Below are 26,127 nucleotides of genomic sequence, written 5' to 3'. Positions count from 1 at the left end.
CTACATAGCTCTATAAGTGTTCGTAGTGCTTCTCTTTCGAGCTTGCTACAGGTGCTTTTTAACTTATTAAGATAGTATTTTCTCATGATGATTACTTCTCTTGTATTAGGCTTTGGTGGGAACTTAACGTTCCCTGCTGACCCATTAATGATGGTTATTTAATAGGAAGTAATAAACAGATGGGTTTTTAGTAAGTTGTTCCTGTTTTCGTCTTTTATCGCTACTTTTAAGCTGATGTGTTTTATAATGGGCTTAATCAGGAAGGGTTGTTTCTAAAAAGGTTCATTATTTGTCTGATCTAAACATGATGCGTTACTACACAAGGCTGGATTCGTTCGATCCTAACCTCTCACATTCGGTGACCTTAACGGAGGTCGCAGACAAGCTGTTTACCAGTTTGCGTCACGCTCGAACCTTGTTAGGTAAGATGCATCAAGCTGAATGGGTAGTGTGGGAGCCAAAAGTTGGCAGGAATCAACGATCTAACCTGACCTTACGCTTTAGTAATCAAGAGCTGACGCAACATGTTGCCGGAAAATTGATAGAGCAGGGCAAATACGAAAAAGCCCTGTCGATTCTAGACAATGACCGCGCAATCTTTGGTTCTCTCCTTCAAGAAACCTCAGGCGCGACAATGCGTGAAGGGCTGCTGCACGTACAATTAACCTATAAACGTAAGTTTGAAGATCTGTTCCCACACCATATTCACCGCAGTAGCGAACGATTTTTGATCAGGCAAGTATTCAGTTGCCTCGTCACTTGTAATGGCAAAGGCGAGTTGAAGTCTGAGTTAGCGCACCATTGGGAATATGATGCTGAGAAGTTGGTTTGGACCTTCTATTTGCGCCCCGGACTAACCTTCCACGATGGTCAGCCAGTTGATGCTAAGCAGTTAGTCTCGCTGTTTTCAGCCTTGCAAACCTTACCTTTTTATCAAACAGAGTTAGCTCATGTTGCTTCGGTTTACAGTGAACAGCCGCTGAGGATCAGCTTCCAATTGACTAAAGCTGACACCGGCTTCGCAGGCTTGTTGGCTGGCGTTAAGTATTCAATTCAACCCGCAGCGCAAGTGAACCGTGAGCCGTCACCATTAAGCTCTGTGCCTCACACGGTAGTAGGCACTGGCCCATTCAAAGTGGTCGAAACCAATAATGAACGCATCAAACTCGCCGCATTTGAGCACTATTATGGTTGTCGCTCGTTAACCGATGAAGTGACCATTTGGCTGTTTGAGGAATCAATGACGGGCACTGCTCGTTTCGATGATAGCCAAATGCACGTATCGCCTTATGAAGATTCGTCTTGTTTTCACCAGTTAGGGAAAAGTGACGTAGAACTCGTTTCTGCAGATACAGACGGCCTTCATAGCCGAGTCGAGGATGGGTGCTTATTTATCCTATTTAATCAGAACTCAGCGGCTAGCCCACTAAATAATGAGCAGCGCAAATACCTTTCAGAACTGACCAACCCACAAGCGATTTTGTCTCAGTTGGAACATAACAAGGGTTTGTTTAGCGTCTCTTTAGCTCAAAACATACTGCCAAGTTGGCAGAAATTGTATCGAACGCCTTCGAAAGAGGCTCAACTTCCGAAAAGAATGAGCATTGCGGTTTATGACTATTATGCGTTGTACCGATGTGCGATTTGCGTATCCGACATACTCAAACGATATGGCGTGGAAGTTGAGGTCAATACCTACAGCTTTCGCGAACTGGCGCTGCTCTCCCAGAGTGGCGAGTTAAAGGAGGATCTGGTGCTGTGTAACCTGAATCTCGATGATAATGCCCCGTCTTCGCTATTTTCGTGGATGATGAATGATCCTGTTTTGCACTCTGCATTGGGACATATGAATAGCGACTGGCTCAAGCAGCGTTTAGACCATCACAAAGCGTCGGTAGAACTGCCCAATTACCTAGCAGAATTAGAGCCCATTGCATCGACATTGATCTCTGATTATTGGTTAGTGCCAATGTTCCACCACCTACAAACCGTGCGTTTCCAAGGTATTTTGAAAAACGTCGCCATCACTAACTGGGGATGGCCAGATTTCAAGAATGTATGGTCGGCTGATTAGTTTCTGCCGCCTAGCTTTTATTTGGTAAAAGTAATATCTCTTCATGTGTTCAAACTTAGGATATGTGAAAATTGTTGTTTAAAATCTTGGTGCTATATCGTTATGAGAGTTCTATTCACTGTTCAGAGATCTGGTACTAAATTGATTATTAATTATTAGTGGTATTTTATGACAAGTGTATTTGAGCAGGCGGCTAAAGAGTTATTAAGCCGTCGCACCACGGGAACTAAAGCGCCAAGATTAATCGAACAATATCGCCCAACCAGTTTAGATGATGCGTTAGCCATTCAAGAATCAATGATTGAAATTCGTGCAGATAGAGTGGGGGGCTGGAAGTGTCTGTTACCTCTTGCAGAAAATAAATTTATCGTAGCGCCTATTTTCACTGACAACGTACAGCAAGGCGAAGTTTGTGAATTGTTCGCAGACACAAGCTCAGTGCTAGGCAAAGAGGTAGCCCGAGTAGAACCAGAAATCGCTTTTGTACTGACTAAGCCTTTGCCTGCGAACTTAAATGGTTACAGTGAAGCACAAATCAATGATGCAATTGGCTCTTGCCATATGGCACTTGAGTTAATTCAATCTCGCTTTGCCGATGGAATTGGTGCGGAGTTTTACGAAGTTTTAGCCGATTGCTTGGCAAACCAAGGCCTGTTTCTTGGTCCTGAAATAGAGAAAGATAAAGCGTTTACTGCTGCTAAGGTCGAAGTGGCTATAACCCAAGCTGGAAAAGTTCAGGCATTTTCTGGCACTCACCCTAACGCATTAGCTCAAAACCCTGTCTACTGGTTGATCGATACGATGACCAAGCGTGGAATCAGTTTTGAAGCGGGCGAGGCGATTATTACAGGGTCTTACTGTGGTGTGGTTGAGCTTGACTTCGACCAGCTAACAACCGTTGCTTATGATGGTATCGGAGAGTACCAAGTGACGTTCCAACAAAAAAACTAAGCAAGAAAAAAGCTAAATTAGCAACAGCACTAAGCAAGCAAAAGTTAGCTTCTGTGTAAAAGCTATCGGTTCTCAAAAGGCTATTTACTGGTGAGTAAATAGCCTTTTCTATTATGTGATGCTCAATAAGGTTCTTATTACTTTGCATTAAATTGGGCGTTTAGACGTCTAGACGTTGACAAGTTCTAAGTGTGACATTAGTCTGCTCTCCTTCCTGTTCTATAGCGTTGTCGTTCCATGTCCAATTCGAAAAATTCTAATGTGGTAATTGCCCCTTCGGCAGTTGCGCTTATCCCTCTGATCGTGTTCCTTGCGCTGTTTATTGGCGTAGGTACGTACTTGTCACTGCAAGGCGTCGATTTTGCTTTCTATCAGCTTCCAGCTCCGATTGCGGCTTTGCCTGCAGTGATGCTGGCGTTGTTGCTAAGCAAAGATAAATTGAACCGTGCTATCGAACAGTTCTTAAGTGGAGTAGGTCACAAAGACATTATCGCAATGTGTATGATCTACCTACTGGCGGGTGCTTTTGCGGCCGTGGCTAAAGCTTCTGGTGGTGTTGATGCAACGGTCAACCTTGGTTTGTCGGCGATCCCGACGAGCATGATCCTACCGGGTATCTTTCTTATTTCTGCTTTCATTGCGACCGCAATGGGCACATCTATGGGTACTATCGCTGCGGTTGCCCCTGTGGCACTAGGCATTGCTGACTCAGCTGGCATGAGCATTCCTCTAACCGCTGGTGTTGTTTTAAGTGGCGCGATGTTTGGTGACAACCTTTCTATCATCTCTGATACCACGATTGCCGCGACACGCTCGCAAGGCTGTGAGATGAGAGACAAGTTTAAAGAGAACATCCGCATTGCACTTCCTGCTGCACTTATCGCGATTGTTATCTTTGCTTTCAACAGCACGGCAACTCAAGTTCCTGAAACAGGCCCAATTGAATGGCTGAAAGTCCTGCCGTACATCACTATCCTAATTCTTGCGGTATCAGGCATGAACGTATTCGTTGTGTTGACGATCGGTATCTTGCTGGCGGGTGGTGTGAGTTTAGGCTCTGTTGAGAACTACGGCTTGACGGATTACGCTCAAGACATCTACGCAGGCTTTGGCAACATGCAAGAGATCTTCTTACTGTCGATGCTGATTGGTGGTTTGAGTGAGCTAATGCGTCGCCAAGGTGGATTAGCGTTTCTGACTAATCTAGTGAGCGGTTTGATTCGTGCGTTTGGTTCTTCACACTCTAAGCAAGCAAATGGCCGTGCGAGTGAACTAGGTATTGCTGGCTTGGTATCAATGGTTAACATGTGTACTGCAAACAACACCGTAGCGATTATTGTATCTGGTAGTGTGGCTCGCCAACTGGCGGAAGAGAACAATGTGTCTCCACGTCGTTCGGCAAGTTTATTGGATATCTTCTCTTGTGTGATTCAAGGTGTGTTGCCTTATGGTGCTCAGGTATTGCTATTAGGTTCTGTGTTCAACCTATCTCCGCTAGAGATTGTTTCTAACTCGTACTACTGTTTTGCACTGGCTATCGTGGCTGTTGTTGCTGTGTTTATCAAACACCCAGCACGCCAAGTGGCACAAGCTTAATACCCATTGATTATAATAAAGGCTCCTGAATAGGAGCCTTTACTACATGTGGTTGTGTTTAAGTGACACGCCAACTGGCACTTAAGTTAGCAGTGCTTGTCTGCCTCTTGGACGCTTTTCTACGAGTCCGTTTCTTTCTAAACCACGTCTTACGCTGCTGCATAGCTTGCCAAAGCGGCGCAGTTCTTCGAAATTTGGCCCTTGGCCTATTGAAATACTGTGTTCCCAATACATCAATTCACTGTCGACCATCTCTAGTAGTTTCTTAGAGCAACCAGAGCAGTTACCTTTTGGGCCACAGATAAACGTCTCCGATTCGTAAAGTGGGAGCTCGTTTTTAACTTCTTCAATTAAGTTAAGCATTGCCGAGTTCAAGTCTGGCTTTTTGGGTGTAAGTGGCTTCAAGCTTGGTGCTTGAGTCGCAATTAATGGGGAAGTCAGTTTGTTAGGTTGTAAGTTCAAAGCAGCTGATGACATATCAAAGGCCTCAAGGAGAGAAGAAGGTGGGCATGCTACTCTTCACAACAAAGTGAATCTTGATGTAGTGCAATAAGCGCGGATATATACCCAAAAGAGGTAGGAGCCACAAGCGTTGTGGCTCCTTTCATTAAGACTCGTTATTAATGAGTTATTTTAGAATTCGGCGTCGAACTGAAACTCCATCCACTCTTTGGTCACCGGGTGGTGCAGCGCAAGTCTTTCCGCGTGTAAGTGCAATCGGTCGGCTTTATTGCCATATAGGCCATCACCGACGATAGGCATGTTAAGGCCTTCTTCATGTGAACAGTGAACACGCAACTGATGTGTACGCCCTGTTCTAGGGTGCAGGTAGACCTTAGTGGTTTGCTCGTTTCGCTCAATCACTTCCCATTTGGTTTCTGCAGGCTTGCCGTGTTCGAAGCAGACAATCTGACGAGGGCGGTCATACAAATCACCACGCAATGGCAGTCGAACATAGCCTTCATCTTCTGCTAGAACGCCTTCAATCATTGCCACGTATCGCTTCTCGACTTCACGAGTAATGAACTGCTTCTGCAAGCTCTTGTTCGCACGTCGTGTGAGAGCGAAAATTAGAATACCCGAGGTTGCCATGTCTAAGCGGTGAATAACAAATGGTCCTTCAACGTCGGGATGCATTTCTTGAACGCGTGTGTAGGCGGAATCTTTGATGGTTTTACCCGGCACGGATAGAAAACCTGCCGGCTTGTGTATTACAACGATGTGCTCATCTTGGAACAGAATATCCAGCTCTTTGCCTTCAGCAGGGTTCTCTAGCAATGGGTTTGGATCGACTTCTAGACCTTTCATCATATGGCCTAAAATCGGTACACACTTACTTTGGCAAGAGGCGTAGTATTTCTTGTGCTTTCGGATTTCAGATTTCGGAGAACGACCCCACCAAAATTCAGCCAATGCCAATGGTGTGTAACCATTTAAGTACGCGTATTGCAGCAATTTAGGCGCAGCGCATTCGCCAGAGCCTGCTGGTGGTATCTTGTTTGGCGTGGTTTCAAAGATCTGGTTAAGGTCTTCAACGTTTCCTTCCGCATTTTGGAAAGCGTATTGTGAAAACAGCTTGTGTTGAAGCTGATGAGAAATGTGTGCTCTTTGCTCTTTTAGCTCAGCCAGTTGGGTCGTGAAAACATCAACTTTAGCCTGCAATGCTAGTAGGGTCTGTTCCCAGTTGAGTTTTAGGTACTTCTGCTGGTTCTTGTCGGCAACACTGGCCTTGTTTAACTCATTGTTCAATTGCTCGAAGGCTTGCTCATCAAGGTTTTCTTTACCTTGTTCACGTTGTTCTTTACGCGTTTTTCGGCCTTCAATAATCAATAGACGTTGAGCTTCAATTTCTTGCTCAGCTTGCGTTTTTTGCTGCGCCAGTTGCTCACACAACTCAAGGTATTCTGCGTTAGCTTGTAGTGCTTTGAATTTTGCATTCACAGCCATCATGTCAGCCGTGTCTTGATGGAAAAAACTGTCGCTGCTGAGCATGTCGAAGACTGGCGGCACAAAGTGAGGTAATAAATTTTGCTCAGCGATTTTGCCAGAGAAGGCAGAGAAGTAACCAAGCTCACCTGATGGACTTTTCACTAGCAACACACCAAACATCTTGCCGCGGCCTGTGTCAGAATCTAGCCCGAAGTCATGTTGCCAATCGGTTTGTGTTTCTAAGTATTGTTGAAGCTGATGAGATGCGATTTCACACAGTGGATGCGGTTCATAGTAGAACGGGAAGGTGAAACGCTCTGGCAACGAATATGACTCGATCGGCTGTTGAAAACGAGTGAAGCAATGCTCAGGTGTGTGGCTGTTTTCTGAGTCGTGCGTTGGTTTTGATGAGTGCATATTGTCGTCTTACTTCATGGTGATAAATGGCTGTGTGTCTATGGTGTATGCTTTGAGAGCTTAAACACAGTACAAGGCGGGGATTCTACTCTTTATCGAAAAGCGCCTCAAATAAGAATCGCTCAATGACTGGATACAAAGGCTGTTCTTGGACAGTTAAGCCTCAGCAGTTGCACTTGATAGCTATAAATTGATGAGTGGCCTCTCGTTTTTAATCATAGAAGACAACTTCATAAACGAAGGGTGGTAGCCTTGCCGCCCTCTGTTCAACCTAAGGTAACATTATGATTCCACTCAATACTTCGATTGTATCCGGTGTCGCAATTTCAGAGATCGACGGACAAACGAAAATGCTATTAATGAAGCGTGTGAAAGGCGAGTTTTGGTGCCATGTCGCAGGCTCGATTGAAGCGGGTGAAACAGGCTGGCAGGCTATCGTGCGCGAGTTTGAAGAAGAGACCCAAATTAAAGTGAAAGCTTTGTATAACGCGCAGTTTCTGGAGCAGTTTTACGAGGCTCACGTTAATGTGATTCAGCTAATCCCGGTGTTTGCGGTGCTATGCCCACCCAACCAAGCGATTGAACTGAACGAGGAACATACAGAGTACCGTTGGTGCGATTTAGAGGAAGCGAAAGCACTTGCGCCGTTCCCCAACCAACATGCCGTCTACGATCATATTTGGTCGTATTTTGTCGATAAGCCAGTCAATCCGCTTTACCGAGTCAAATTGAATTAGCATTGCGGTAAACCCAGTTGAGACACACATTCTAAAACCTGCATTCGCAAGGGATCTTGTTTGATCAATGTGATGATACGTGGGGCTAACGGGTCTGTCATTGTGGCGTGGTCACGTCGGTTACTTGATAATGACGCGTTACGTTCTTTGAGATGCTACCCCATTCAGAAGCTTTGACTCGCTGTTGGTGGGCTTCGAATGCTTCTTGGCTAGTGAATTCTTCATACACTTCAAAGCGATTAGGTTGAAGGGTGCTTTGACTGACTCGAAACACGATACAACCAGCTTCTTCCAGTGTCAGTTCTTTGTGCGCAACCAAGGCTTGTGTGACGGCTTCTAGGTCGTTGTCTGGCACTAGAATATGCCCTTGCAGAATTACTTTACTCATAATTACGTCCATTTAATTTTATTCACTACGGCTTTTTTCTATCAAAAGCTCTTCCGTTACAAACATAATCCCATTTTGAGTTTGTGTCGTATAGGCTTGTGTGAATAAAAAACAGCCAATTAAAACGGAATATTGGTTACATTGTAACTTAAGTTGCAGGGGAGGTAGGTTATTGGGAACTAAATATGCGTTAGTCCGGTCTATTAAACAGGTATCATTGAACTGTATTGGTACTGAAATGAATTTGTCATCTGAGATAACTAATCTTAATCTCGAACAACGGCTCATCGGATTAAATTGAACCACAGTTGATAACTAGGTCTTACTTTGATGTAAATGGTACTAAAAACTCTATAAATTTTGTGACTTGTATCATTGATCTGGCCATCAAACATCGTTAGATTCGAATGGTTAGCAATAAAAAATAGCTCAAGAAGAGCAGTTTAAGAAAAGGAAATATCCCTTATGAAAAAAATGAGAAGAGCACAGCTTCATCGCGTCCGTATCCAATACTGGAAAGACACAGCGAAAGAAGCTTCAAAGAAATAAGCTTTATATCTAAACCTATAAAGTTACAAAGCTGAAAGGCTTTCAAACAAAACCCTTAAATGGGTATGTAAAACGCAACAAACCGATTTCAATAGCACTCTCAAGGACCTTTATCAGGCCGGCGACTAAAGAAATCATCCCCAAAGAGCTGACAGGCATTAACAACAATGCAATTCAATGTCAGCTCATTAATACCCCCTCTCGTTATACCTACTTCACTTCGTTCTTACGCACCAAAATTAACTCGCATCCTCGACTATATCTTTTTCACTATTCAAGTCACTGAAACGCATTTCCCTTTACAGAAATCGCCAGCCAATAAAAAAGCTCCCGATTTCTCAGAAGCTTTGATTTAGGTCTTGTGCGTGCGTGATGAGCCTCTAGGCTCAGGCTCGATAACTCTAGCGCTGGAACAGCGTCTTTAAGCTCACATCATCTGTTCGGTTCAGCTTTAAGCTTAGTAGATAGCCGCCAACACCAATCATCACGTAAATACCTAAAGATAAAATAGGTGTTTCTACAATCGCGCTGAATGGGTTGCTTGCCGTTAGTACCTTTATTGGTAGTGATGCGATGAGAGAGAAGAAGTCATTGATGCCATAAAATCCAAACACGGCGACCGAGAGTAACTTAATCGCATAGCTTGAGATAAAAATGACAAGCAGCGGAGAGTTAACCAGTTGAGAAATCGCTAGAGTTACCGTTGCTAGTGGCAATAGAACTAACGCAACCAGCAGCATTCGACCAAAGAAAATCACCCAATTGGTTAGTACATAGAGTAGCGATTGTTGCTCTACTATCAGTGCTAATTGTTGTTCGCTTGAAATGTTCAGAATCCAAAACAGAGAATCAGCGAATAGAACCAACAGAGCGCAGATAGCGGGGATAACCACTAAACCGAAACCTAGCTTCACACTGTGAGTCATGGCGTTCGATACTGGCATACTTCTCCAAAACATTGAGCTGCCTTCTTGGCGTTCTTTACGCAGCGTTTTAGGGATATAAAGCGTCGAAAGCAACAGTGAAATCAAGCCTGCGCCAAAGTAGATCACTGAGTTTAGATCTTGTGCGAACTCTCTGTGGATGTCGCTCACGTCTCCGTTGACTTCCATTTGGAAGAAAAAGTCGTGTTGCGCCTGACCACTAAAGAAAAAGCTAACGAAGAGCAAGAAACCACACAACCCGACAAACAGAGGCAATCGAGTGTTAATTTTGTGCTCGATAAGCTCTTTTTCTAGCATGTAAAAACTTGGATGCATTATGCCTTCTCCGTCTGTGTTGCAAGGAATAGGTCTGCGAGACCCACGTTGTAGATGTTACCCAATGATTCAACTTGTTCTTTGTATTGGCCTTCCAGTAACCATTTAGTGGTTCCTAGCCCAGGCTGTGAGGTCAGTGGGTTGAGCTTCTGAATCTCGCTCGAGTGATTGTTTACGACATCGATAATGAAATAGTCGCTCTCGATGTCTTCCATGCTCTTTTGCAATACACAGTGGCCTTGTTTCAGAATCAACACGTCCGTTAATAGATGTTCAATCTCTGAAACCTCATGGCTAGCGATGATCATCGCGCGTTCACCGTCGTGGAACCACTCTAGAAGGTGGCGATAGAAAGTATCGCGGTAGAGTAGATCTAACCCAAGCGTAGGCTCATCTAAGATCAATACTTGAGTATCGGTTGCGATGATGATCGCAAGGTGAAGTTGTACCTTCATTCCTTTAGAAAGCTGCTTGATCGTTGAAGAGAGTTTAATGTTGGTGCTGCTTAGCGTTTGTTCAGCTTTTTGCTTGTTGAAGCTTGGGTGTACACCTTGGGTGTAGCGAAGCAGTTGTTTAACCGTCATCCACTCAGGCAACACGTTTACATCTGAAATGTACGATAAGTGCTGCATGAGCTCCGCGTGTTGGTGGATAGGGTGGTAACCATTCACCTCAATCTCACCTTGATAGTTGTGTCCACCAAGCAGTGATTTAATCAGTGTCGATTTACCCGCGCCATTGTGTCCAAGTAGCCCAAGCACTTGCCCCGGCCTTAACTCAAAGCTGATGTTCTCAACACCCACTTGGTTTGAATAGGTTTTGGTTACGTTTTTCACTGAAAGTAAAGTACTCATGACTTGTCCTTTATATGTTGTTCTAGCTGTTTCACGAGTTCTTCGACACTCATATCAATGATGCCTAGCGTCTCAGCGATGGCTGGGATCTGTGTATTAATGAAAGTTTGGTGTGCCGACTCTTTCAATTTTTGAAGTGCCCCTTCGGCCACATACATGCCTTGGCCGCGTTTTTTCTCTACCAAGCCTTCATCCACCAGTAACTGGTAGCTTTTCATGACAGTCAGGTGGTTGATCTTTAGATCGGCGGCAACCGCACGCACAGAAGGCAATGCTTGTTGTTCTAACCAAACACCTTGAAGAATTTGGTCACTGATCTTCGAAGCAAGCTGCCTGAAGATCGGTTGGTCGTCTTTCCATTCGGTCATAATCAAAACTGCATGGTGATATACATATGTATAACACTAACCTTTTTATTCGAATTGGCAAGGGTTTTATAAAAATGAAGAGGATATTTTTATGTTTGGAGGAATGTATTGGTTACGAGAACACTTGAAGCCTACTTCCTTGTGGGCTCTCAAGTCGTTGTATGATCTATGCCAATTAAATAAGAAAAGGCTGGCCATTAATATTTAAATGGGGGAGAGATAATTACTCCTCCGAGTGACTGGGTTTACTGTACAGATAACCTTGATGTAAGTTGTAGCCCAATTGACACAAGATATATTGCTGCCTGCGAGTCTCTACACCTTCATAAATCATCGTAATTTTTGATAAGTAAACCTTTATGATTCAGGTTCCCTACTAGACAAAAATCGCATTTCGACTTCATCGGGTGGGATAGGTTTGCTGAACAGAAATCCCTGTAAATATTGATATCCGCAACTGGTTAAGAAAGCTTTTTGTGTTTCAGTTTCGACTCCTTCCGCAACCACCTTAAGCCCCAATTTTTCACAGATAGCATAGGTGGCTTGGACAATCGCTTCGCTCCCTTTATAGGTGCCATGGACGAAGCTTTTATCTAGCTTAACGGTACTAATTGGCAAGTCATGTAACATAGAGAGTGAGGAGTAGCCAGTGCCGAAGTCGTCAAGGTGTAGCTCAACGCCTAGCGCTGAAATATCGTCTAACGCTTGTCTGACTTCACCGTGTTTGAAGATCATTGAGGATTCAGTGATCTCAAGGGCGATACTTTTAGGTTGAATGTTGTAGAAATTGAGCATGGCTGATAACTGCTCGGAAAAAGAAGTATGTATCTGAATACACGAGATATTAATACTCATCATCAATTCGTCATCAAATTCTCGATGCCATATCGACAGTTGCTTAAGTGCAGAGTTAAGGACCCACTTTCCGAGTGGAACAATCTGTCCAGTTTCTTCCGCTAGGCTAATAAACTCATCAGGCTCGATGTTGCCAAGATCCTTATCCGACCATCTGAGTAGGGCTTCAAACCCTTTTACGGTGTCGTTGTTGGCGTCTATGATCGGTTGGTAATGAAGGTTGAGGCCATCACTTTCTAGTGCTTGAGTTAATTTATGGCGTATCTCTACTTGGCGATAGAGGATTTTCGATAGTTTTGGAGTAAAGGTTTGGAAGCGGTTTCGACCATTGGCTTTGGCAACATGCATCGCCATTCCGGCCTGCTTTAACAATGAATCTTTATCTGTGGCATTATCGGGAAAGTGAGCGGAACCGATGCTGCAACCTACAGATAGGGTGCCAATTCCTTTTATGTGGAAACTCTTGTTCAAGGCATCGATTATGCGAGAGCAGAGTAAAGGGATATCTTGATTTTTATGGGCGTCAGCAATGACGATGAACTCATCACCACCAAACCGACCGATTGTACACGTTTCATCGAGCAGCTGTTTAAGGCGGTGACCAACTTGCTTGAGTAATTGGTCACCAACACTATGCCCATAAGTGTCATTCACCAACTTAAAGCCATCTAGGTCAACAAACATCAATTCAAAGGGTGAGCGACTGGCAAGGCTAGATTCTAATCTTTTGGTGATCCCGCGGCGATTATAAAGTTCAGTGAGACAGTCATGCTCGGCGTTATATCGGGCTTTAATCAACTTTTCTTTTTGCGTAGTGGTACAGGTCAGGTTTAATAGCAGTTCACTTTTGTCAAATAGCCACTTTCCATGAACATCGAAGTGATGAGTTTTATTCTCAATTTTACAGCTGACTTCTTCCAAAATGTCGCGCCCGTTTCGAGCGGAAAACAGCCATTGGTCTGCAATTTCTTCGCTTGAAACAAAGTCGGACAGGCAACTAAACGGTGAGCCGTAGTTTTTAGAAAAAGCTGAGTTAGCACTCACTACGCCTCCCTCTTTGTTGAATAAAAGAGAGAGGTTGGAACCATCAGAGTAGGTGAGATCGCGTTTTAAGCTCTCTTCTTCTGCGATGACTTGCGCTAGCATCCCTGTTCGGCCATCGGGTAATGGGATTCCAGAGAAAAGACATAGTGCGCGTTTAGAAATGTATTTTGGGGTGAAGTTCCACCAAGTCTTTACACTTTGATTTCGCTGAAATTGTCTTTGATATTCTTCAAGCGTTGCTTCGATCGCTTTCGACATTTCAACACCTAAATCGCGTGAGGTCAGTTCAAATAGAGATTCAGATTCCCAAAGAGGGAGGGCACTGCTGTTTGCCCAGGTTATTCTTTTATTATCAATGTCATATATCCAGATAGGACACTTTAGATGTTCGAAAGGTTGGTAGCTGGTCATCATAATGAACTCGGGGGACTCATATCAGGCGTTAAAGAAAAATCTTGTGATAAAAATAGTGTTCAAAGATGCAGTGAACGGATGATTTTGGTCACTTTTCCTTCTGGGGTTATTTCGATTGAATAGCCTTTCTTGTCCCCAAAAATTTCCCCGTTGATGAAGTTCCAACCTGATGATGTCTTGACGATTTCTTTGGGGAAGCGATCATCGAACATTGAATTATTTGTGTATACCGTCTCAATCGCTTCAAATAATAATTGGGCTTGATCTTGGTTAGTGACGATGAAGTCTTGTTTCAGGCACATCGTTAACTCTGGAAGGGGTTGAGTCGTGAAAGGTTCAGTCATCGCGCCTATTACCCCATTATGTGAATAAAAGCGATAGAAACCAGAGCTGCTCTCGTTGCCATCGGGAGACCTAATGCTAGGGGTCGCACTATAGAACTTACAGTTGAAAACCATCTTTTGGATAATACTACTTTGTGGCGTGACTTGAATATCTATCCAAGAACTTACTTGTGCTTTAATTTGATTCACCACCTCATGTTTATTAGGGGCAGCGGTGACTCGTGTTGCAAATAAAGCGGTCATGGTCAGTAACATTAAAAGCGATTTGTTCATCTTTAAGTGGTCCTGTGACAAAGTGACTTTTGGTTAATTAACAAGTCACAATTTGTTTATTCTTGGAGTGAATGATTGGCCGAATAAATTTTACTTGAAGAAGACATTATTTTATAGAGGCGAGCATGCTCTTGAAAGTTGGAAATACTAGCACTCCTAGATAGCAATCGTTCCCCCTGGTAGTCCTGATTATCGTTGTGGTTATAAAGTCTGATAATTTGTTCATTTGCAGTGTTACTAACTGTTGTGTTATTAATGGATGGTAAGTTCATATGAATGCGCTTTGTAAATTCTTTTAATGTAAGCACACGTAAAAAAGTAAGCAGGTGTAAGCGCTTGTGCGTCTAAAGCCGTTCGTTTTTGCGGGCAATCGTTCAGGAAAGAACCGTTTTTCTTGCTGAACGATGGTTTTTGTAAACGTGCATGTACAATAACGATTAATATGTTTTGCGTACGGTAAGTTGATGACTTTAATCACAATATTGATGATATATGAACAGTATATATACTGCCCTCGCTTTTAATAAATGCTGGTGATAGAAATGTCGAAAACCAAAGTGCTGATTGTCGAAGATGACCAGGCAATAGCGCGTTTAACTACACTTTACCTCGAAGCTGAAGGCTACAATGTTAGCGTTGTCCATGAGGGGGATTTGGCAATTGAGGCGATCCGCAGTATTGAACCCGATCTCGTTCTGTTGGATTTGATGCTTCCTGGTATGAGCGGTGCAGAGATTTGTAGACAGGCTCGCGAATTTTACAACGGAATGATCTTAGTATTGACGGCGTCAGCCGATGAAATGAGTGAAGTCAGTTTATTTAAGTTTGGCGCGGATGATTATGTTGCAAAGCCTATTCGTGGCCATGCTTTATTGGCGCGGATTGAAGCACTATTGCGTCGCGCAGCTCCTGTTACTACTGCTCCTGACACGACCGTTGAAACCCCTTGTGAAATTGTGATCAACAGCACCGCTCAAAGTGCAACGCTGTATGGACAAAATTTAAAGCTTACCTCTGCTGAATTTGAGATCTTAAATCTTCTTGTTAATAACATTTGTCAGGTCGTTACTCGAGATCAATGTTGCCAGCTATTTAGAGGTATTGATTACGCCTTTAACGATCGCTCTATTGATATGCGTGTTTCAGGGTTACGTCGAAAGTTGCGTATACACGCAAAAGATAAACAATTGATCCGTACGGTTCGTAACAAGGGGTATATGCTGGTTGTTTAAGTCTATGGCTGTGAAACTGCGATCTGTTTCTATGTTTACTCGTTTATACCTCGGGATTGTGACTGGAATGTCGGCAACGATATTTTTGTTTTGGAACCTTGGTGAAGGGCACATGCGACGAACCCAGATCGAAATATTCCTTAATGATGGCATCTACTTTTCTGAGCAATATGTCCGTCAACACAACCGAGAAAATTCGCTATACAAAGAGCTAGATAGAACAGGCTATCAGCAATTTTATATCTTCAATTTACGCCTGTTGGAAAATTGGTCGGGAGAGGCTCCTTGCCAACGATGCGAATTATTTACCACCTTAAATGGTGTTCCGATCTACTTAAGTGACAACGATCTCTATTCAGCAGTATTTCAGCTTCCAAATTCTAAATTTAGCTTTGCATTCAGTGAGGTAGGTGACTTTTTCTCACCTGAAATTGAATGGTATGAAGATTCAGAAAGAAACTTTTTTATCGGGCTTTTATTAGCCGTTATCTTTGCTATCGGTGCAAGTGTTTACTTACCTGTGAGGCGCTTTCAAGAAAGAATAGAGTTACTTGTTGAGAAGCAGAAGCAGTTTGGCAAGGGGAAGTTGAACACTCGCTCTGAGTTGGATGAAATTCACCCGGTGTCTGAGTTAGCCCAAAGCTTTAATTTCATGGCAGAGGAGATTGAGAGCAAGGTAAAACAAAGTCATATTTTTGCTCAGGCTATCCCTCATGAAGTTCGCACTCCGCTCAGTCGTATTCAACTGTCAACGGACCTCTTAAGAAGAGAAGCACCAGAACATCAGCAAGTTTTATTCGATGATATTGATAGCTATATTGAGGATATCAACGATCTCACCTCAGAAATTATCATGCTATCGAAATTGAATGTCATGGATAACTCTTTCTTTGAACTTGTTAAAGTGACAGTCGACCTTCGAGAGTATTGTTTAGATAGAATCCGTTACTCGAAGTTAGATAATGTGATTTTTGAGTCGAGAGTTGAGCAAGGGTGCAAGATTAAGTGTGATTGCTCGATGGCACGTTTGGTTTTAGATAACGTGATTAAGAATGCTGGAAATTATACGCAAGATAAAGTGTGGGTGACTCTGGACGAGAATTCAGAAAATTGGCTGGTACTCATTGAGGATAATGGTTCCGGTATACCAAAAGATAAGCGCGATGAAGTATTCCTTCCTTTCTCGCGATTAGATGCTAGCAGAGCATCGGCTACGGGTGGCTTAGGATTGGGCCTAGCGATAGCGATTTCAGCGGCTAAAAAACTCTCTTGGAATATCAGGATTTGCGACAGTAGCCAGGGTGGTGCTAAGTTCTGTGTCTTGATTCCAAAGAAAGCTTAAGATGCTCCTATCGGCAGCTTGTTCAAGATGAAAGCCACGGTGGAATATCGTGGCTTACTATTCTCAATAACTTAACTAGTACCAATAACTTAATTTTTATCAATAACTTAACGGTTATCATTGCCTTGCCAATGACAAAATCAGCCTAGTTATTGTTGGCTCTTGAACGATGAAGGCCATAAATAGCATGATCGACGATACGACCATTCAAGTTTTCATTGCGAGTAATGATACCTTCTAATGTGAAATGTAAGCGCTCACAAACCTTTCGACTGTTCTGATTGCCAGTTGCCGCTGATATTTCCACCTTTTCCATATCCAACTCATTGAAAGCAATATCAATGAGCTTCTCAACTACGCGTGTAACGATCCCGTTACCTTGGTAAGTCTCAGACAACCAATAGCCTATCGTGACTTTCTGTTTACTGTGATCAATGGTGTTAAAGCTACAGTTACCAACGATATTGTCTTTATACACAATCGCACAGGTCATGCTTTTGCCTTCCGCGTAATCATGTAGCGAGCGCTGGATGAAGATCCTAAAGTCCTGCTCAGTTTGACAATGTGGCGGCCAAGCTAGCCATTGGCTTAGATACTCATTCTGACCTTGTGAAATCTCCACGTAATGAGAAGCGAAATTCTCTTCAACCAATGCGATGGAGAGTTCGTTGTCGATAACCGTTTTAAACATGTCTTTCCTTTTCTTTTGGCTGATGATTTAACGGACTTTCAGTCGGCTGGCTATAATGTCGCACAAATTTTAATATGCAACCTTTTGCTCTGCGTATTTTCATGATACGTTAGTTCTATCACGAAACTCATTAAACCTTACAAGAGTTGTGTATATAATCATAAGCTATGCATTAGTATTAGCAGCCTAAATATATAAAAAATATAAAAATTCTAGGCTTAAATAATGAATCAACATTGCCATGAGGTAACCGTAGACCTAAGAAAGCTCTATTTAGCTGGTTTAGTTAACGATATTGGCAAACTGCAAACTCCTGGTGACATTCTTCATAAGCCAGATTTGCTCACTGACGAAGAATACTGTTGTATTAAACGCCATGCGACGGATACGCGATTCGCGCTGCAGGAGTTGTTTAGCTCGTCTCAGGTATGTCAGTGGGCTTCCGACCACCATGAAAGGTTAGATGGTTCTGGGTATCCCATGGGTAAAACAGCTGAAGACTTAGACCAACCTAGTCGGATTGTTGCAGTGGTGGATGTGTTTCAGGCGTTAACCCAGTCTCGCCCCTATCGTAAGGGTATGACACTGGAAGAAACTCTAGCGATTTTAACGGACCAAGTTGATAATTATAAGTTGGATCGAGAAGTGTTTGAGTGCCTTAAAGAGCATGCCGAGTACTGTTTTGAGTTATCAACGGATAAAAGAATGTACGCTTTTTAGCTTTGGTGGTTTTTAGGATTCAACTCACCTTTAAATCTAAATTGAAGGTAAATGGACTATTTACTTTATTCAAACAATGAAAAAGCCGACTACGAGTTACGCTAGTCGGCTTTTTATTATCTTCTCTTTCGAATCTTTATCTCTATCTAAACTTGATTAAAAAGCATCATCCACGATGTCTTTTAGTCGATCGTAAGGTACATAGCCCGGTAGAACCTGATCATTCATCATCATTGTTGGCGTGCCTGTTAAACGCAGAGCGCTAAAGGTTTGATGGTTGGTCATGAGTATGTCGCTTTGCTCTGAGGTCGTGTCCAATTGCGCTTCTGTTCCCGTTTTCTTCGCCACAGCTTGTAGTGAAGATTTTGTGTGGCTACCACTTTTTGCCATCAGCAGTCTGTTGACTTCAGGGAATGCTTCTGGATTACCTTTCCATACTTTCATCGCGTATAGAGCTGCATTGGTATCAAGGCCATCTACTTGTTGCTGCTTAAATGACAAGTACACATTGATGATTTTGATATCACTATTTTCAGAAGCTAATTTCACTAAGCCTTTCTCTAAGCGTTTACAGAAAGGGCAGTTGTAGTCAGTAAAGTTAACGATTACTGATTTGCCATTCGGGTTGCCCGTGATTGGGTGAGCGTCATTGTTATATAACCAGTCGTGACTCTCAGCTTGAGCTTTCTTTGCTTGCGCTTGGCCTGCGACATACTGCTCTAAGCTGGTATGCAAACCCGAAATAGTCGAAGGGTTTTCCTTCAGAAACTGATTAATTTCCTCAAGTTGTTGGGTTTGTTCTTTGCTTAGTTCTGCGAAGGCGTTGGTGCTCATTAGTGAGCATAAAATCAGTGTGCTTATCAGAAGCTTTTTCATGTTATTTATCTCGAATTCTTAGTAATGGTGAGCGATAATTTGGTGGCGCTCGCACTAGTGTTCTTTGTTTAGTGGATTTGAAACGACTTACTTGCCCTGTTTTCCAATAGGCTAGGCAAAGTAAGTTCTCAACCACAGCCCTATAGGAGAAGTAACGCCTGTCGCGATACTGCTTATCTCTCCATCTTTAATGATGACAATGCTGGGTGTGACATTGATTCCCCAGTCTCTACTGATATGCCCTGAAAGATCATTGATCACCGGGAAGTCATACTCTTTGGCGTCCAAGTAGCGTTGCACTCGCTCATCTGGTCCTGATGAAAGGGCGACCGTAACGACTTGGTGAGAGTCATTGAAGCTATTGATGGTTGGGCTCACGAATTTGCACGCACCACACCAAGTTGCCCAAAAATAGACAATGACAGGCTTACCGTTTTTACTGAGCTCGATAACATCAATATCTTCGCCTTGTATTGATTGTCCAACGATTGGAACCGCATCTCCTTGAGGCATGCTTCTGCTGTGATAAAAATCCATCGCAAATGAAACCACACCAACGATCAGTATCATTGAAACGAGTTCCTTTCCCCATTTTTTAAGGCGACTTGGCTTTTTAGCCTCACCCTTTATAGAGTGCTCTTTGGTCGTGTTGGGCTTCTCTTCATTGTTGGGAGTCTTCATTAGTTATCTCGCAGCATCGATGGCTTGAACGACAGTGTCACTGTTGAGAATGACAGGCAGTTGAATACCACTTTTATAGCTCGGACCGTAGACGATATTAAATGGCACACCAAATCGTCCATTACTTTGTAAGTATTGAGTGACACTTTCACTTGGAGTGGTCCAATCGCCTTTCATTAGAACGATATTCTCTTGTTGCAGATGGCTATAAACAGGGTCTTGAAGAATAACGCCGATTTTGTTGGCTTTACAGGTGATGCACCAAGCAGCAGTTACATCGACAAATACTGTTTTGCCTTCATCGATCAATTTTGGAATTTGTTTCGCATCCAGCTTTTGCCAAGCAAGGTCATCAACGATAGGTGTCGCCCAGTTATCTGCAGTGACACTACCTACGATAAGCGCTGCGCCAAATACTATTGTGGTGGTTGCCAAGATAGGAGCCAGCACCTTGGTGCCGAGCTTCTTGCCAATCCAAATCAATACTGTTGTTAGGATTAATACAGAAAGCACGATCGTTGGGAATTTTCCAATGAATGGGCTCAGCAGACTCGTTAACCATAAGCTGGTGGCGAACATCATCAAGCCGAAAATCAACTTAACAGTGAACATCCAAGGGCCAGGCTTAGGCATTAGCTTGGTTAGGCGTGGGAAGGCAGCAAAAACCAGCCAAGGTGCACTCATACCTATGCCGAGTGCGATGAAGATAGTCCATAACTCTTGATAGCTAGCACCAAGCGCATAAGCGACAGCCGTTCCTAGGAATGGTGCGCTACATGGAGTCGCCAATAGCGTTGCAAACATGCCTTGAACAAAGTGGCCTGAATGTGAATCATCCCCTTTGGTTACCATCCAAGTGTTCAAACCTGAAGGCAGTCTGAATTCGAATAAACCCAGTAGGTTGATTGAAAACAGTAAGGTGATGATGAGCATGAATCCGATGAACCAAACGTTTTGGAATTGGATTCCCCAGCCAATCGCATTACCGCCCATTTTGAGCACTGTCATACCTAAGGCTAATAGTGCAAACGAGGTGATAACACCCATCGCCGATGCTAGGAATGAGATTCGAATGTGTCGGTTTGATTCACCTTGGTTTTGAATGATGCTGTTTAGCTTCATTCCTAATACAGGTAAAACACACGGCATGATATTGAGGATCAAGCCACCAATTAAGGCAAAGCCAATCATCGCAATAAAGCTAGTATTGCTTGATTGATAGGCAATAGGCTCTGAGCCAACCTGAGCTGTCATCTCTTCAACAAAGTTAGTATCTGAAACCGTGACGCTAACGGTACGATCCGTTAAGTCGACGTCACCGATCCAGTTACTCACATCAAATACTGCAGTCATTGTATTGTCTGTGATGTGGACGGTGGGTTGAGAGAAGAAATCGTCAATCACTTCTTGGCCATCAATCAACACCATCGGCTTATCCCAGCCTCCTTTACTTGTTAGCTGAGTCACCAGTTGTTGCTTGCTCTTATCCCAAAACAGGCCATTCACTGAAGTGCGGTTAGCTTCTCGTGGTGACTGGCTCATGCCTTGGTTGAACAAGAACATCGCTTCTTCATCGAGCTCTAATGTTTGCGGATCAATGGGCAGCTCGATGTCGTAATCGGTTAACACACAGATATTGGTACACGACGGAAAGGTGAACGACGCCTTGAACAGTGCCGGCTTCGTGTTGTCTTTCAGTGTGAGTGTGACCGGAAAGCTGACATGCTTTTTGTAGCCCAACGTCATTACGTCTAGCTGCTCGTAGTACTTCGGAATTGGCCAATGCCACTCTACCGACTCTATGTTTGTTGAACCAGACCAGTCCCAACTTGGTGGAATACCACCTTCACCAGGGCTACGCCAATAGGTTTTCCAGTCGCCGTCGAGCACGACATCGAGCACGGTTTGAATCTGAGAACCGTTAACCGATTGTTCACCTGTCGACATCATTCGCATTTTGACGGGCGGGTGTTCAGGCACGCTGAGCCAACCTGTAGTCTGTGCTAAAGCATTAAATGATGTCATAACCAAAAGGGCAGTGACTAAAGTTTTTGCGCATGTACGCATGCAGAATGCCAATGAATCGACAAACTTAGTTAGTAGTGTGTTGTACACAAATGTATCTCCAAAAAATAAATAAAAGGGTGGAATAGCCCGGTTATTTACTCTCTAAATATACAGTGCTTTAGGTGTAGGCGGTGTTTTGTTGGTCGAGAAGAGCGATGGTTATCCCGAGACAATCTCGATATGTGAGGTGATAAGCTGTATGCAACAGCAATAAACAGGATAAAAGGAATCAACCAACCTGTTTTAGGTGTCGCGAAGGTGAGCATTTTTGAGCTTAGACTGCACGCGCTAGAATTTGGCGCTGACAGCGTTTTAGAAGCTTCTGAACCGAAAACACTGGCATAGAGCTCAGACATTTTATCGAAAGATGCGACGTTTGCTTGTGGGTGGCTGGTTTCTGCGCCGACAAGTATTGATTGTCCAATTAAGGAAGCTGAAGTGGTTACTTTGTTTGTAGACAGCGTACTTGCCAGACAGGTTACGATAACCAGTCCGGTAAGGAAAAGCGCCCAAAGCGAATGCTTTTGTCGGCGGCTCTGTTTGGATAAGAAAAGTAATGGTGTATTCAGCAAATCAGTCAGTAATCGAATCAGTTAGTTGTTAGTAGTTAATAGTTAGCAGATAAAACGAGCTCGTTGAATTGTGGCTAGCTTAGATAACTTTGCTCTGAGCTACAAGTCATAAAATTGTCAAAGCAAAAGAGATGCATAAATGCCAAACCTAGCGAGTGAGGCATCAAGGTTCGGCTTAAGTTCATAATAATTTTTCCTTTTTCTCTGACCGCTGTTTTTCTCATCAACGTGACTGTATTTCTTACCAAGGTGTTTTTTTTCTAACCAAGATAATTTTTCAAGGTGACCGTTTCAAAGTAACGTTTTAAGCGCGCCAGATACGCATGTATGAGAAGCAAGCGTGGCTGTGTTTGAAAAAGCTAACTAAACAGCAGACACAAAAAAGCCCAATCGCTCGTTAGGAACTGAATTGGGCTCAATCTATTAGTCTTTGGTGTTCTATGCTCTGTTCGGACGCCTTAATGAGTGCGACGAGGTCCGTTACGAACTAGGTCTTTACCATTTTCAAAGACCTCTTTAGTGATCCAGCGAGCAAGTAGAACCTTGTGGTTGCTATCAAATACAGCAACGAAATGACGACCATCTGAATTGTTGGTCGCCATGCCTACGCCTTCAACACCTTCAAGCCCTAAACCGCCATCTTCTACTGAAATTAGGAATCGCTCTAGTTCTTCTAGAGACTCAATAATATCAAGTTCGTCGTTCATTTTTTGCTCTCTTGCTGTGTGGCAACATCGAGTTTAAGGCGATTAGTGCATATGCCTAAGTGAAGATATTGACCGTTGTTTTTTGTTGGTTGCGTACTCTACAGGTCATAAGAGGGGATTGGAACTCTCAAATATTAGATCCGAGCTGATATTTTGCGAATATTTAACACAGCATACTTTTAAATGCTTGTTATCCATATTCTTTTTACTACTATTTATAGGGTCAATTTAGACATTCATAGGAATGAACATGATAAAGGTTTGGCGTTGTCTATTTTTAATGTTGGCGTTTGTCGCATTTGGAAGTTTTGCGCAAAGTGTCGATAAAATAGCAGAAGTACAAGACCAACTAATGTTGGATGTAGCCACATTAGAAACAGCCCACGATGCTGAAAAGCCGTTTTTAGAAGATATATTAAGGCGTAAAAACCAAGCGCTACGTAAAGAGATCTCCTCTCAGTTATCATCTGATAAGAAGCAAGGTTTAAACGTTGTTCTTGCCCAGCAGGTTGAGCTTTTACAGCATTTACTGTCATTGAACGAAGCTAAAATTGCCTCTATGAGCAAAGACAACCGTTCGGCTGAAGGGGATGCAAAAAAGCGTCTTGAATTGTTGATTCAAAAAAGAATCGGAATGATGGATGACTACTATCAGCAACTCTCTAAGACCTTAAGTTGGTCAAAAGATCGAGGCATTGATGTATCGGCTGCGGAAAGTCAGTTAAAAGCTGCACTAATTTCTCGTTCTCAATATCTGACAAATGCGATTCTCTATACAGACACGCAGCGTCAAGATTTAGAGCGCCGTTTGTCTTTTGTTAGTGAAGAAGAAAAGGCGACGATAAAAACTGAGTTAATACGTTTCAGAGAACGAACTAGCGTCATGGTTGTCAGCTTAGAAAACACGATCTCGTTGATGGAACCGTTTGGGGTAGATATAACGTCATATAAGCGCATTCTGTTAGCGACCACTGGTGATATAAATGCTGATGTATTGGATATTGATGTTGCGCTAGATCTATTGGATGGTTGGTTACGTTCGTTCAGTTCATGGGCTTTTGAAAATACCCCTTCTTTTATCGTTAAACTAGCTCTGTTTCTCAGTATTTTGTACGTCACTCGCCTTATTGCTAACGTAGCTCGCAAGACCGTTCGCAAGAGTGTTTCGCACTCTAAAATGGATTTTAGTGTATTGATGCAAGACTTCTTTGTATCAATCGCATCCAAAGCGGTGGTGTTTGTCGGCCTGCTTATCGCCTTGTCTCAAATAGGGATCGAGCTAGCACCGCTATTAACCGGTTTCGGTGTCGCGGGTGTCATCATTGGTTTTGCATTGCAGGATACGCTGTCTAACTTTGCGTCAGGTTTGATGATCTTGATCTACCGCCCTTATGATGTGGGTGACATGGTTAAAGTTGCTGGCGTGCAAGGCACAGTAAAAGACATGAGCTTAGTATCGACAACAGTTCAAACTATCGATAACCAACGCTTGGTGATCCCAAATAACAAGATCTGGGGTGACGTGATAAACAATATCACTGCAGAACGCGTGAGACGTGTTGATATGGTGTTTGGCATTGGCTATTCAGATGACATCGATAAAGCGAAAGCGGTATTAAATGACATCATTATTGCGCACCCTCTAGTGCTTAAAAAGCCTGAGCATATGATCAAGCTGCATACATTAAATACATCTTCTGTAGACTTCGTGGTAAGACCTTGGGTTAAGACAAACGATTATTGGGATGTGTATTGGGATGTGACGGAAACTGTAAAGAAACGCTTCGATGAAGAAGGCATCACGATTCCATTCCCGCAACGAGATGTGCATATTTACAATCACGAAGAGAGTTAATTCATCTTAAAGTTAATTTCATAATGTGAGAATCAAATGGACGCCGAATAGGTGTCCATTTTTGTTGGAAGTCAGTTTATCTGAATCTCGTTCTTTTATGTCACTTCACGCTAGTCAGAATTGCGTTATCATGGGGCAGGCTCAGTCTGGATAGTTGAAATCGAATGGATGATTCACAGCAAAACCCTAAAACGAGAAATACAACGGTAAGAAAAGCGACGCGAATCGAAAGTGTCATGAACTCTGCGATGTGGCATTTAACCCAAAGAGACATGACGGAAAGCGAGTTGATTGCGAAGTTGAAAGTGAAAACGGACAATCAAGATTGGATCAATGAAACCTTGAGCAACTTGAAAGGTTACGGCTATCTTAAATCCGACCAAGATTTCGCTGAGCAATTCGCAGAACAAGCCTTCTTTGGCGAATTTGGATCTCGATACATCGTAGAGAAATTGAAGAAGAAAGGACTCTCCGATTCGATTATTACTGATGCTATTCACAAGGTTTCTGCTGAAAAAAATATCGACGAACAGACTATCTTGATAGATCGAATCAACCACTATTACACCAGTTTTACCATGAGCCGTGAAAAGCTGGTTGCGACACTGCAAAAGCGTGGTTTTAGCTATCAGCAAGTAAAAGTCGCCATTGACCAGCACCCACAAGCGCATGAACTGAAAAGTAATATCCAAATCAAAGCTGAGAAAGCGGATTTGGAAAAAGAAGTGCTCAAGTATGCTCGTAAAGGCAAAGGCTTGACCGCTATCCAACAAGAACTAAGACAACGACAAATCGATACCACTGAGCTTTCATCGTTGATTGACCGATTGATCAATGAAGAGCAATTGGACTTTTACTCTTCCTGTTTAGAACAACTTCAGAAAAAATCTTATGACCTTAACGATCACAAGGAACGTTCAAAGGCCTACGCCATGTTGAGCCGCAAAGGCTTTTCATCCGATGAGATTAAATTCGCGTTGAGTGAAGGTAACGAGTAGCTAAGCCGGAAAAATTTCCTATGTAGTATGTTGGTTTGCCCTAAGTAACTATTGGACATAAATGAGTCATAGAAATTACTTAGGGTATTGCAAAATCTCTGGTGTATTGACTAATTTAACTTATTCACTACAACCACATACAATCTCGAAGGCTACATTCGGCGAACAATGACAAGTATCTAAAGAAAGTGTCCGACTGGAGTTGAGCAGACCATACTTCTTTCAACGCGAACAATAGAAAGCATGAAACTCAACTAACTACCCTATCAATAAATGCAAGAAAAGTGTGAGTTTGATTGCATATATAAAAATCACTAATCATACAATTTGCTTC

At 43.0% G+C, this 26,127-nt stretch carries 23 protein-coding genes and 1 pseudogene; 9 read left to right on the top strand and 15 right to left on the bottom strand.

The features are described 5' to 3' along the window. Window positions 1–289 precede the first annotated feature (289 nt). The 3 genes from AB4407_RS09560 (at window position 290) to AB4407_RS09550 (ending at window position 4,621) form a co-directional block, all read left to right on the top strand. On the top strand, window positions 290–2,074 hold the full coding sequence (locus AB4407_RS09560) for an SgrR family transcriptional regulator (protein WP_372120386.1): 1,785 nt from the start codon (window positions 290–292) through the stop codon (window positions 2,072–2,074). Window positions 2,075–2,242: 168 nt separating this feature from the next. After that, window positions 2,243–3,025: a 2-keto-4-pentenoate hydratase gene (locus tag AB4407_RS09555; RefSeq protein WP_372120385.1), complete on the top strand. Its 783-nt coding sequence runs from the start codon at window positions 2,243–2,245 to the stop codon at window positions 3,023–3,025. A gap of 237 nt (window positions 3,026–3,262) precedes the next feature. After that, on the top strand, window positions 3,263–4,621 hold the full coding sequence (locus AB4407_RS09550; RefSeq protein WP_048663277.1) for a Na+/H+ antiporter NhaC family protein: 1,359 nt from the start codon (window positions 3,263–3,265) through the stop codon (window positions 4,619–4,621). Window positions 4,622–4,702: 81 nt separating this feature from the next. On the opposite strand, the gene AB4407_RS09545 is transcribed toward AB4407_RS09550, so the two are convergent. Both AB4407_RS09545 and AB4407_RS09540 read right to left on the bottom strand, forming a co-directional pair. After that, window positions 4,703–5,098: a hypothetical protein gene (locus tag AB4407_RS09545; protein ID WP_123284960.1), complete on the bottom strand. Its 396-nt coding sequence runs from the start codon at window positions 5,096–5,098 to the stop codon at window positions 4,703–4,705. A 156-nt stretch (window positions 5,099–5,254) separates the two neighbouring features. Next, complete coding sequence (locus tag AB4407_RS09540) at window positions 5,255–6,967, bottom strand: pseudouridine synthase (protein ID WP_372120384.1); 1,713 nt, start codon at window positions 6,965–6,967, stop codon at window positions 5,255–5,257. Between the two features lie 284 nt (window positions 6,968–7,251). Here AB4407_RS09540 and AB4407_RS09535 point away from each other — a divergent pair, with 284 nt between their 5' ends. Then, window positions 7,252–7,704: an NUDIX pyrophosphatase gene (locus tag AB4407_RS09535; RefSeq protein WP_372120383.1), complete on the top strand. Its 453-nt coding sequence runs from the start codon at window positions 7,252–7,254 to the stop codon at window positions 7,702–7,704. Here AB4407_RS09535 and AB4407_RS09530 read toward each other — a convergent pair. The 7 genes and pseudogenes from AB4407_RS09530 to AB4407_RS09500 all read right to left on the bottom strand — a co-directional run. Further along, window positions 7,704–7,805, bottom strand: a pseudogene (locus AB4407_RS09530) (nitrate reductase); the annotation flags it as partial. The gene AB4407_RS09535 and the pseudogene AB4407_RS09530 sit on opposite strands and share 1 nt — an antisense overlap. Further along, complete coding sequence (locus AB4407_RS09525; protein WP_372120382.1) at window positions 7,802–8,092, bottom strand: putative quinol monooxygenase; 291 nt, start codon at window positions 8,090–8,092, stop codon at window positions 7,802–7,804. The gene AB4407_RS09525 and the pseudogene AB4407_RS09530, both read right to left, overlap by 4 nt. A 950-nt stretch (window positions 8,093–9,042) precedes the next feature. Further along, window positions 9,043–9,900: a hypothetical protein gene (locus AB4407_RS09520; protein WP_372120381.1), complete on the bottom strand. Its 858-nt coding sequence runs from the start codon at window positions 9,898–9,900 to the stop codon at window positions 9,043–9,045. Beyond that, a complete protein-coding gene (locus tag AB4407_RS09515; RefSeq protein WP_372120380.1) occupies window positions 9,900–10,754 on the bottom strand; it encodes an ABC transporter ATP-binding protein in 855 nt (284 codons plus the stop codon). Before AB4407_RS09515 ends, AB4407_RS09520 begins: the two co-directional genes overlap by 1 nt. After that, window positions 10,751–11,122: a GntR family transcriptional regulator gene (locus AB4407_RS09510; protein ID WP_372120379.1), complete on the bottom strand. Its 372-nt coding sequence runs from the start codon at window positions 11,120–11,122 to the stop codon at window positions 10,751–10,753. The genes AB4407_RS09515 and AB4407_RS09510 overlap by 4 nt, the downstream gene beginning before the upstream one ends. Before the next feature lie 357 nt (window positions 11,123–11,479). After that, window positions 11,480–13,435 (bottom strand): putative bifunctional diguanylate cyclase/phosphodiesterase, encoded by a 1,956-nt coding sequence (locus tag AB4407_RS09505; RefSeq protein WP_372120378.1) that lies wholly within the window; start codon window positions 13,433–13,435, stop codon window positions 11,480–11,482. A gap of 59 nt (window positions 13,436–13,494) precedes the next feature. Further along, the gene (locus AB4407_RS09500; protein WP_372120377.1) at window positions 13,495–14,052 is read right to left on the bottom strand and encodes a hypothetical protein; all 558 of its coding nucleotides are present in this window, start codon (window positions 14,050–14,052) and stop codon (window positions 13,495–13,497) included. A gap of 542 nt (window positions 14,053–14,594) precedes the next feature. On the opposite strand from AB4407_RS09500, the gene AB4407_RS09495 reads away from it, so the two are divergent. Beyond that, complete coding sequence (locus tag AB4407_RS09495) at window positions 14,595–15,284, top strand: response regulator transcription factor (RefSeq protein WP_372120376.1); 690 nt, start codon at window positions 14,595–14,597, stop codon at window positions 15,282–15,284. 4 nt (window positions 15,285–15,288) lie between these two features. Next, entirely contained in the window at window positions 15,289–16,626 is a 1,338-nt protein-coding gene (locus tag AB4407_RS09490) for a sensor histidine kinase (protein WP_372120375.1), read from the top strand. Between the two features lie 145 nt (window positions 16,627–16,771). Here AB4407_RS09490 and AB4407_RS09485 read toward each other — a convergent pair whose 3' ends face one another. Continuing rightward, a complete protein-coding gene (locus tag AB4407_RS09485; protein ID WP_372120374.1) occupies window positions 16,772–17,317 on the bottom strand; it encodes a GNAT family N-acetyltransferase in 546 nt (181 codons plus the stop codon). A gap of 222 nt (window positions 17,318–17,539) precedes the next feature. Between AB4407_RS09485 and AB4407_RS09480 the strand changes: the two genes are divergently transcribed. Further along, complete coding sequence (locus AB4407_RS09480) at window positions 17,540–18,037, top strand: HD-GYP domain-containing protein (protein WP_372120404.1); 498 nt, start codon at window positions 17,540–17,542, stop codon at window positions 18,035–18,037. A 156-nt stretch (window positions 18,038–18,193) separates the two neighbouring features. On the opposite strand, the gene AB4407_RS09475 is transcribed toward AB4407_RS09480, so the two are convergent. The 5 genes from AB4407_RS09475 to AB4407_RS09455 form a co-directional block, all read right to left on the bottom strand. Next, on the bottom strand, window positions 18,194–18,913 hold the full coding sequence (locus tag AB4407_RS09475; RefSeq protein ID WP_372120373.1) for a DsbA family protein: 720 nt from the start codon (window positions 18,911–18,913) through the stop codon (window positions 18,194–18,196). 111 nt (window positions 18,914–19,024) lie between these two features. Next, the gene (locus AB4407_RS09470) at window positions 19,025–19,594 is read right to left on the bottom strand and encodes a protein disulfide oxidoreductase (RefSeq protein WP_048661122.1); all 570 of its coding nucleotides are present in this window, start codon (window positions 19,592–19,594) and stop codon (window positions 19,025–19,027) included. 3 nt (window positions 19,595–19,597) lie between these two features. Further along, window positions 19,598–21,661: a protein-disulfide reductase DsbD family protein gene (locus tag AB4407_RS09465; protein ID WP_372120403.1), complete on the bottom strand. Its 2,064-nt coding sequence runs from the start codon at window positions 21,659–21,661 to the stop codon at window positions 19,598–19,600. A gap of 95 nt (window positions 21,662–21,756) precedes the next feature. After that, on the bottom strand, window positions 21,757–22,233 hold the full coding sequence (locus AB4407_RS09460; protein WP_372120372.1) for a hypothetical protein: 477 nt from the start codon (window positions 22,231–22,233) through the stop codon (window positions 21,757–21,759). Window positions 22,234–22,691: 458 nt separating this feature from the next. Continuing rightward, on the bottom strand, window positions 22,692–22,940 hold the full coding sequence (locus AB4407_RS09455; RefSeq protein ID WP_372120371.1) for a hypothetical protein: 249 nt from the start codon (window positions 22,938–22,940) through the stop codon (window positions 22,692–22,694). 250 nt (window positions 22,941–23,190) lie between these two features. Between AB4407_RS09455 and AB4407_RS09450 the strand changes: the two genes are divergently transcribed. Together AB4407_RS09450 and AB4407_RS09445 are read left to right on the top strand one after the other, a co-directional pair. Next, window positions 23,191–24,795, top strand: a complete 1,605-nt coding sequence (locus tag AB4407_RS09450; RefSeq protein ID WP_372120370.1) for a mechanosensitive ion channel family protein — start codon at window positions 23,191–23,193, stop codon at window positions 24,793–24,795. Window positions 24,796–24,959: 164 nt separating this feature from the next. After that, window positions 24,960–25,793, top strand: a complete 834-nt coding sequence (locus AB4407_RS09445; RefSeq protein WP_372120369.1) for a RecX family transcriptional regulator — start codon at window positions 24,960–24,962, stop codon at window positions 25,791–25,793. Window positions 25,794–26,127 lie beyond the last annotated feature (334 nt).

Origin of the sequence: Vibrio sp. 10N.261.46.E11 (genome assembly GCF_041472735.1) — a bacterium.
In the GTDB taxonomy this organism is placed as follows: domain Bacteria; phylum Pseudomonadota; class Gammaproteobacteria; order Enterobacterales; family Vibrionaceae; genus Vibrio.
This window is presented reverse-complemented; position numbering and strand designations above follow the sequence as displayed.

Bases quoted from the DNA above. Each gene is read 5' to 3' on its own strand.
- AB4407_RS09555 (WP_372120385.1), top strand. From the start codon at position 2,243: ATGACAAGTGTATTTGAGCAGGCGGCTAAAGAGTTATTAAGCCGTCGC.
- AB4407_RS09550 (WP_048663277.1), top strand. From the start codon at position 3,263: ATGTCCAATTCGAAAAATTCTAATGTGGTAATTGCCCCTTCGGCAGTT.
- AB4407_RS09545 (WP_123284960.1), bottom strand. From the start codon at position 5,098: ATGTCATCAGCTGCTTTGAACTTACAACCTAACAAACTGACTTCCCCA.
- AB4407_RS09540 (WP_372120384.1), bottom strand. From the start codon at position 6,967: ATGCACTCATCAAAACCAACGCACGACTCAGAAAACAGCCACACACCT.
- AB4407_RS09535 (WP_372120383.1), top strand. From the start codon at position 7,252: ATGATTCCACTCAATACTTCGATTGTATCCGGTGTCGCAATTTCAGAG.
- AB4407_RS09525 (WP_372120382.1), bottom strand. From the start codon at position 8,092: ATGAGTAAAGTAATTCTGCAAGGGCATATTCTAGTGCCAGACAACGAC.
- AB4407_RS09520 (WP_372120381.1), bottom strand. From the start codon at position 9,900: ATGCATCCAAGTTTTTACATGCTAGAAAAAGAGCTTATCGAGCACAAA.
- AB4407_RS09515 (WP_372120380.1), bottom strand. From the start codon at position 10,754: ATGAGTACTTTACTTTCAGTGAAAAACGTAACCAAAACCTATTCAAAC.
- AB4407_RS09510 (WP_372120379.1), bottom strand. From the start codon at position 11,122: ATGACCGAATGGAAAGACGACCAACCGATCTTCAGGCAGCTTGCTTCG.
- AB4407_RS09505 (WP_372120378.1), bottom strand. From the start codon at position 13,435: ATGATGACCAGCTACCAACCTTTCGAACATCTAAAGTGTCCTATCTGG.
- AB4407_RS09500 (WP_372120377.1), bottom strand. From the start codon at position 14,052: ATGAACAAATCGCTTTTAATGTTACTGACCATGACCGCTTTATTTGCA.
- AB4407_RS09495 (WP_372120376.1), top strand. From the start codon at position 14,595: ATGTCGAAAACCAAAGTGCTGATTGTCGAAGATGACCAGGCAATAGCG.
- AB4407_RS09490 (WP_372120375.1), top strand. From the start codon at position 15,289: ATGGCTGTGAAACTGCGATCTGTTTCTATGTTTACTCGTTTATACCTC.
- AB4407_RS09485 (WP_372120374.1), bottom strand. From the start codon at position 17,317: ATGTTTAAAACGGTTATCGACAACGAACTCTCCATCGCATTGGTTGAA.
- AB4407_RS09475 (WP_372120373.1), bottom strand. From the start codon at position 18,913: ATGAAAAAGCTTCTGATAAGCACACTGATTTTATGCTCACTAATGAGC.
- AB4407_RS09470 (WP_048661122.1), bottom strand. From the start codon at position 19,594: ATGAAGACTCCCAACAATGAAGAGAAGCCCAACACGACCAAAGAGCAC.
- AB4407_RS09465 (WP_372120403.1), bottom strand. From the start codon at position 21,661: ATGCGTACATGCGCAAAAACTTTAGTCACTGCCCTTTTGGTTATGACA.
- AB4407_RS09455 (WP_372120371.1), bottom strand. From the start codon at position 22,940: ATGAACGACGAACTTGATATTATTGAGTCTCTAGAAGAACTAGAGCGA.
- AB4407_RS09450 (WP_372120370.1), top strand. From the start codon at position 23,191: ATGATAAAGGTTTGGCGTTGTCTATTTTTAATGTTGGCGTTTGTCGCA.
- AB4407_RS09445 (WP_372120369.1), top strand. From the start codon at position 24,960: ATGGATGATTCACAGCAAAACCCTAAAACGAGAAATACAACGGTAAGA.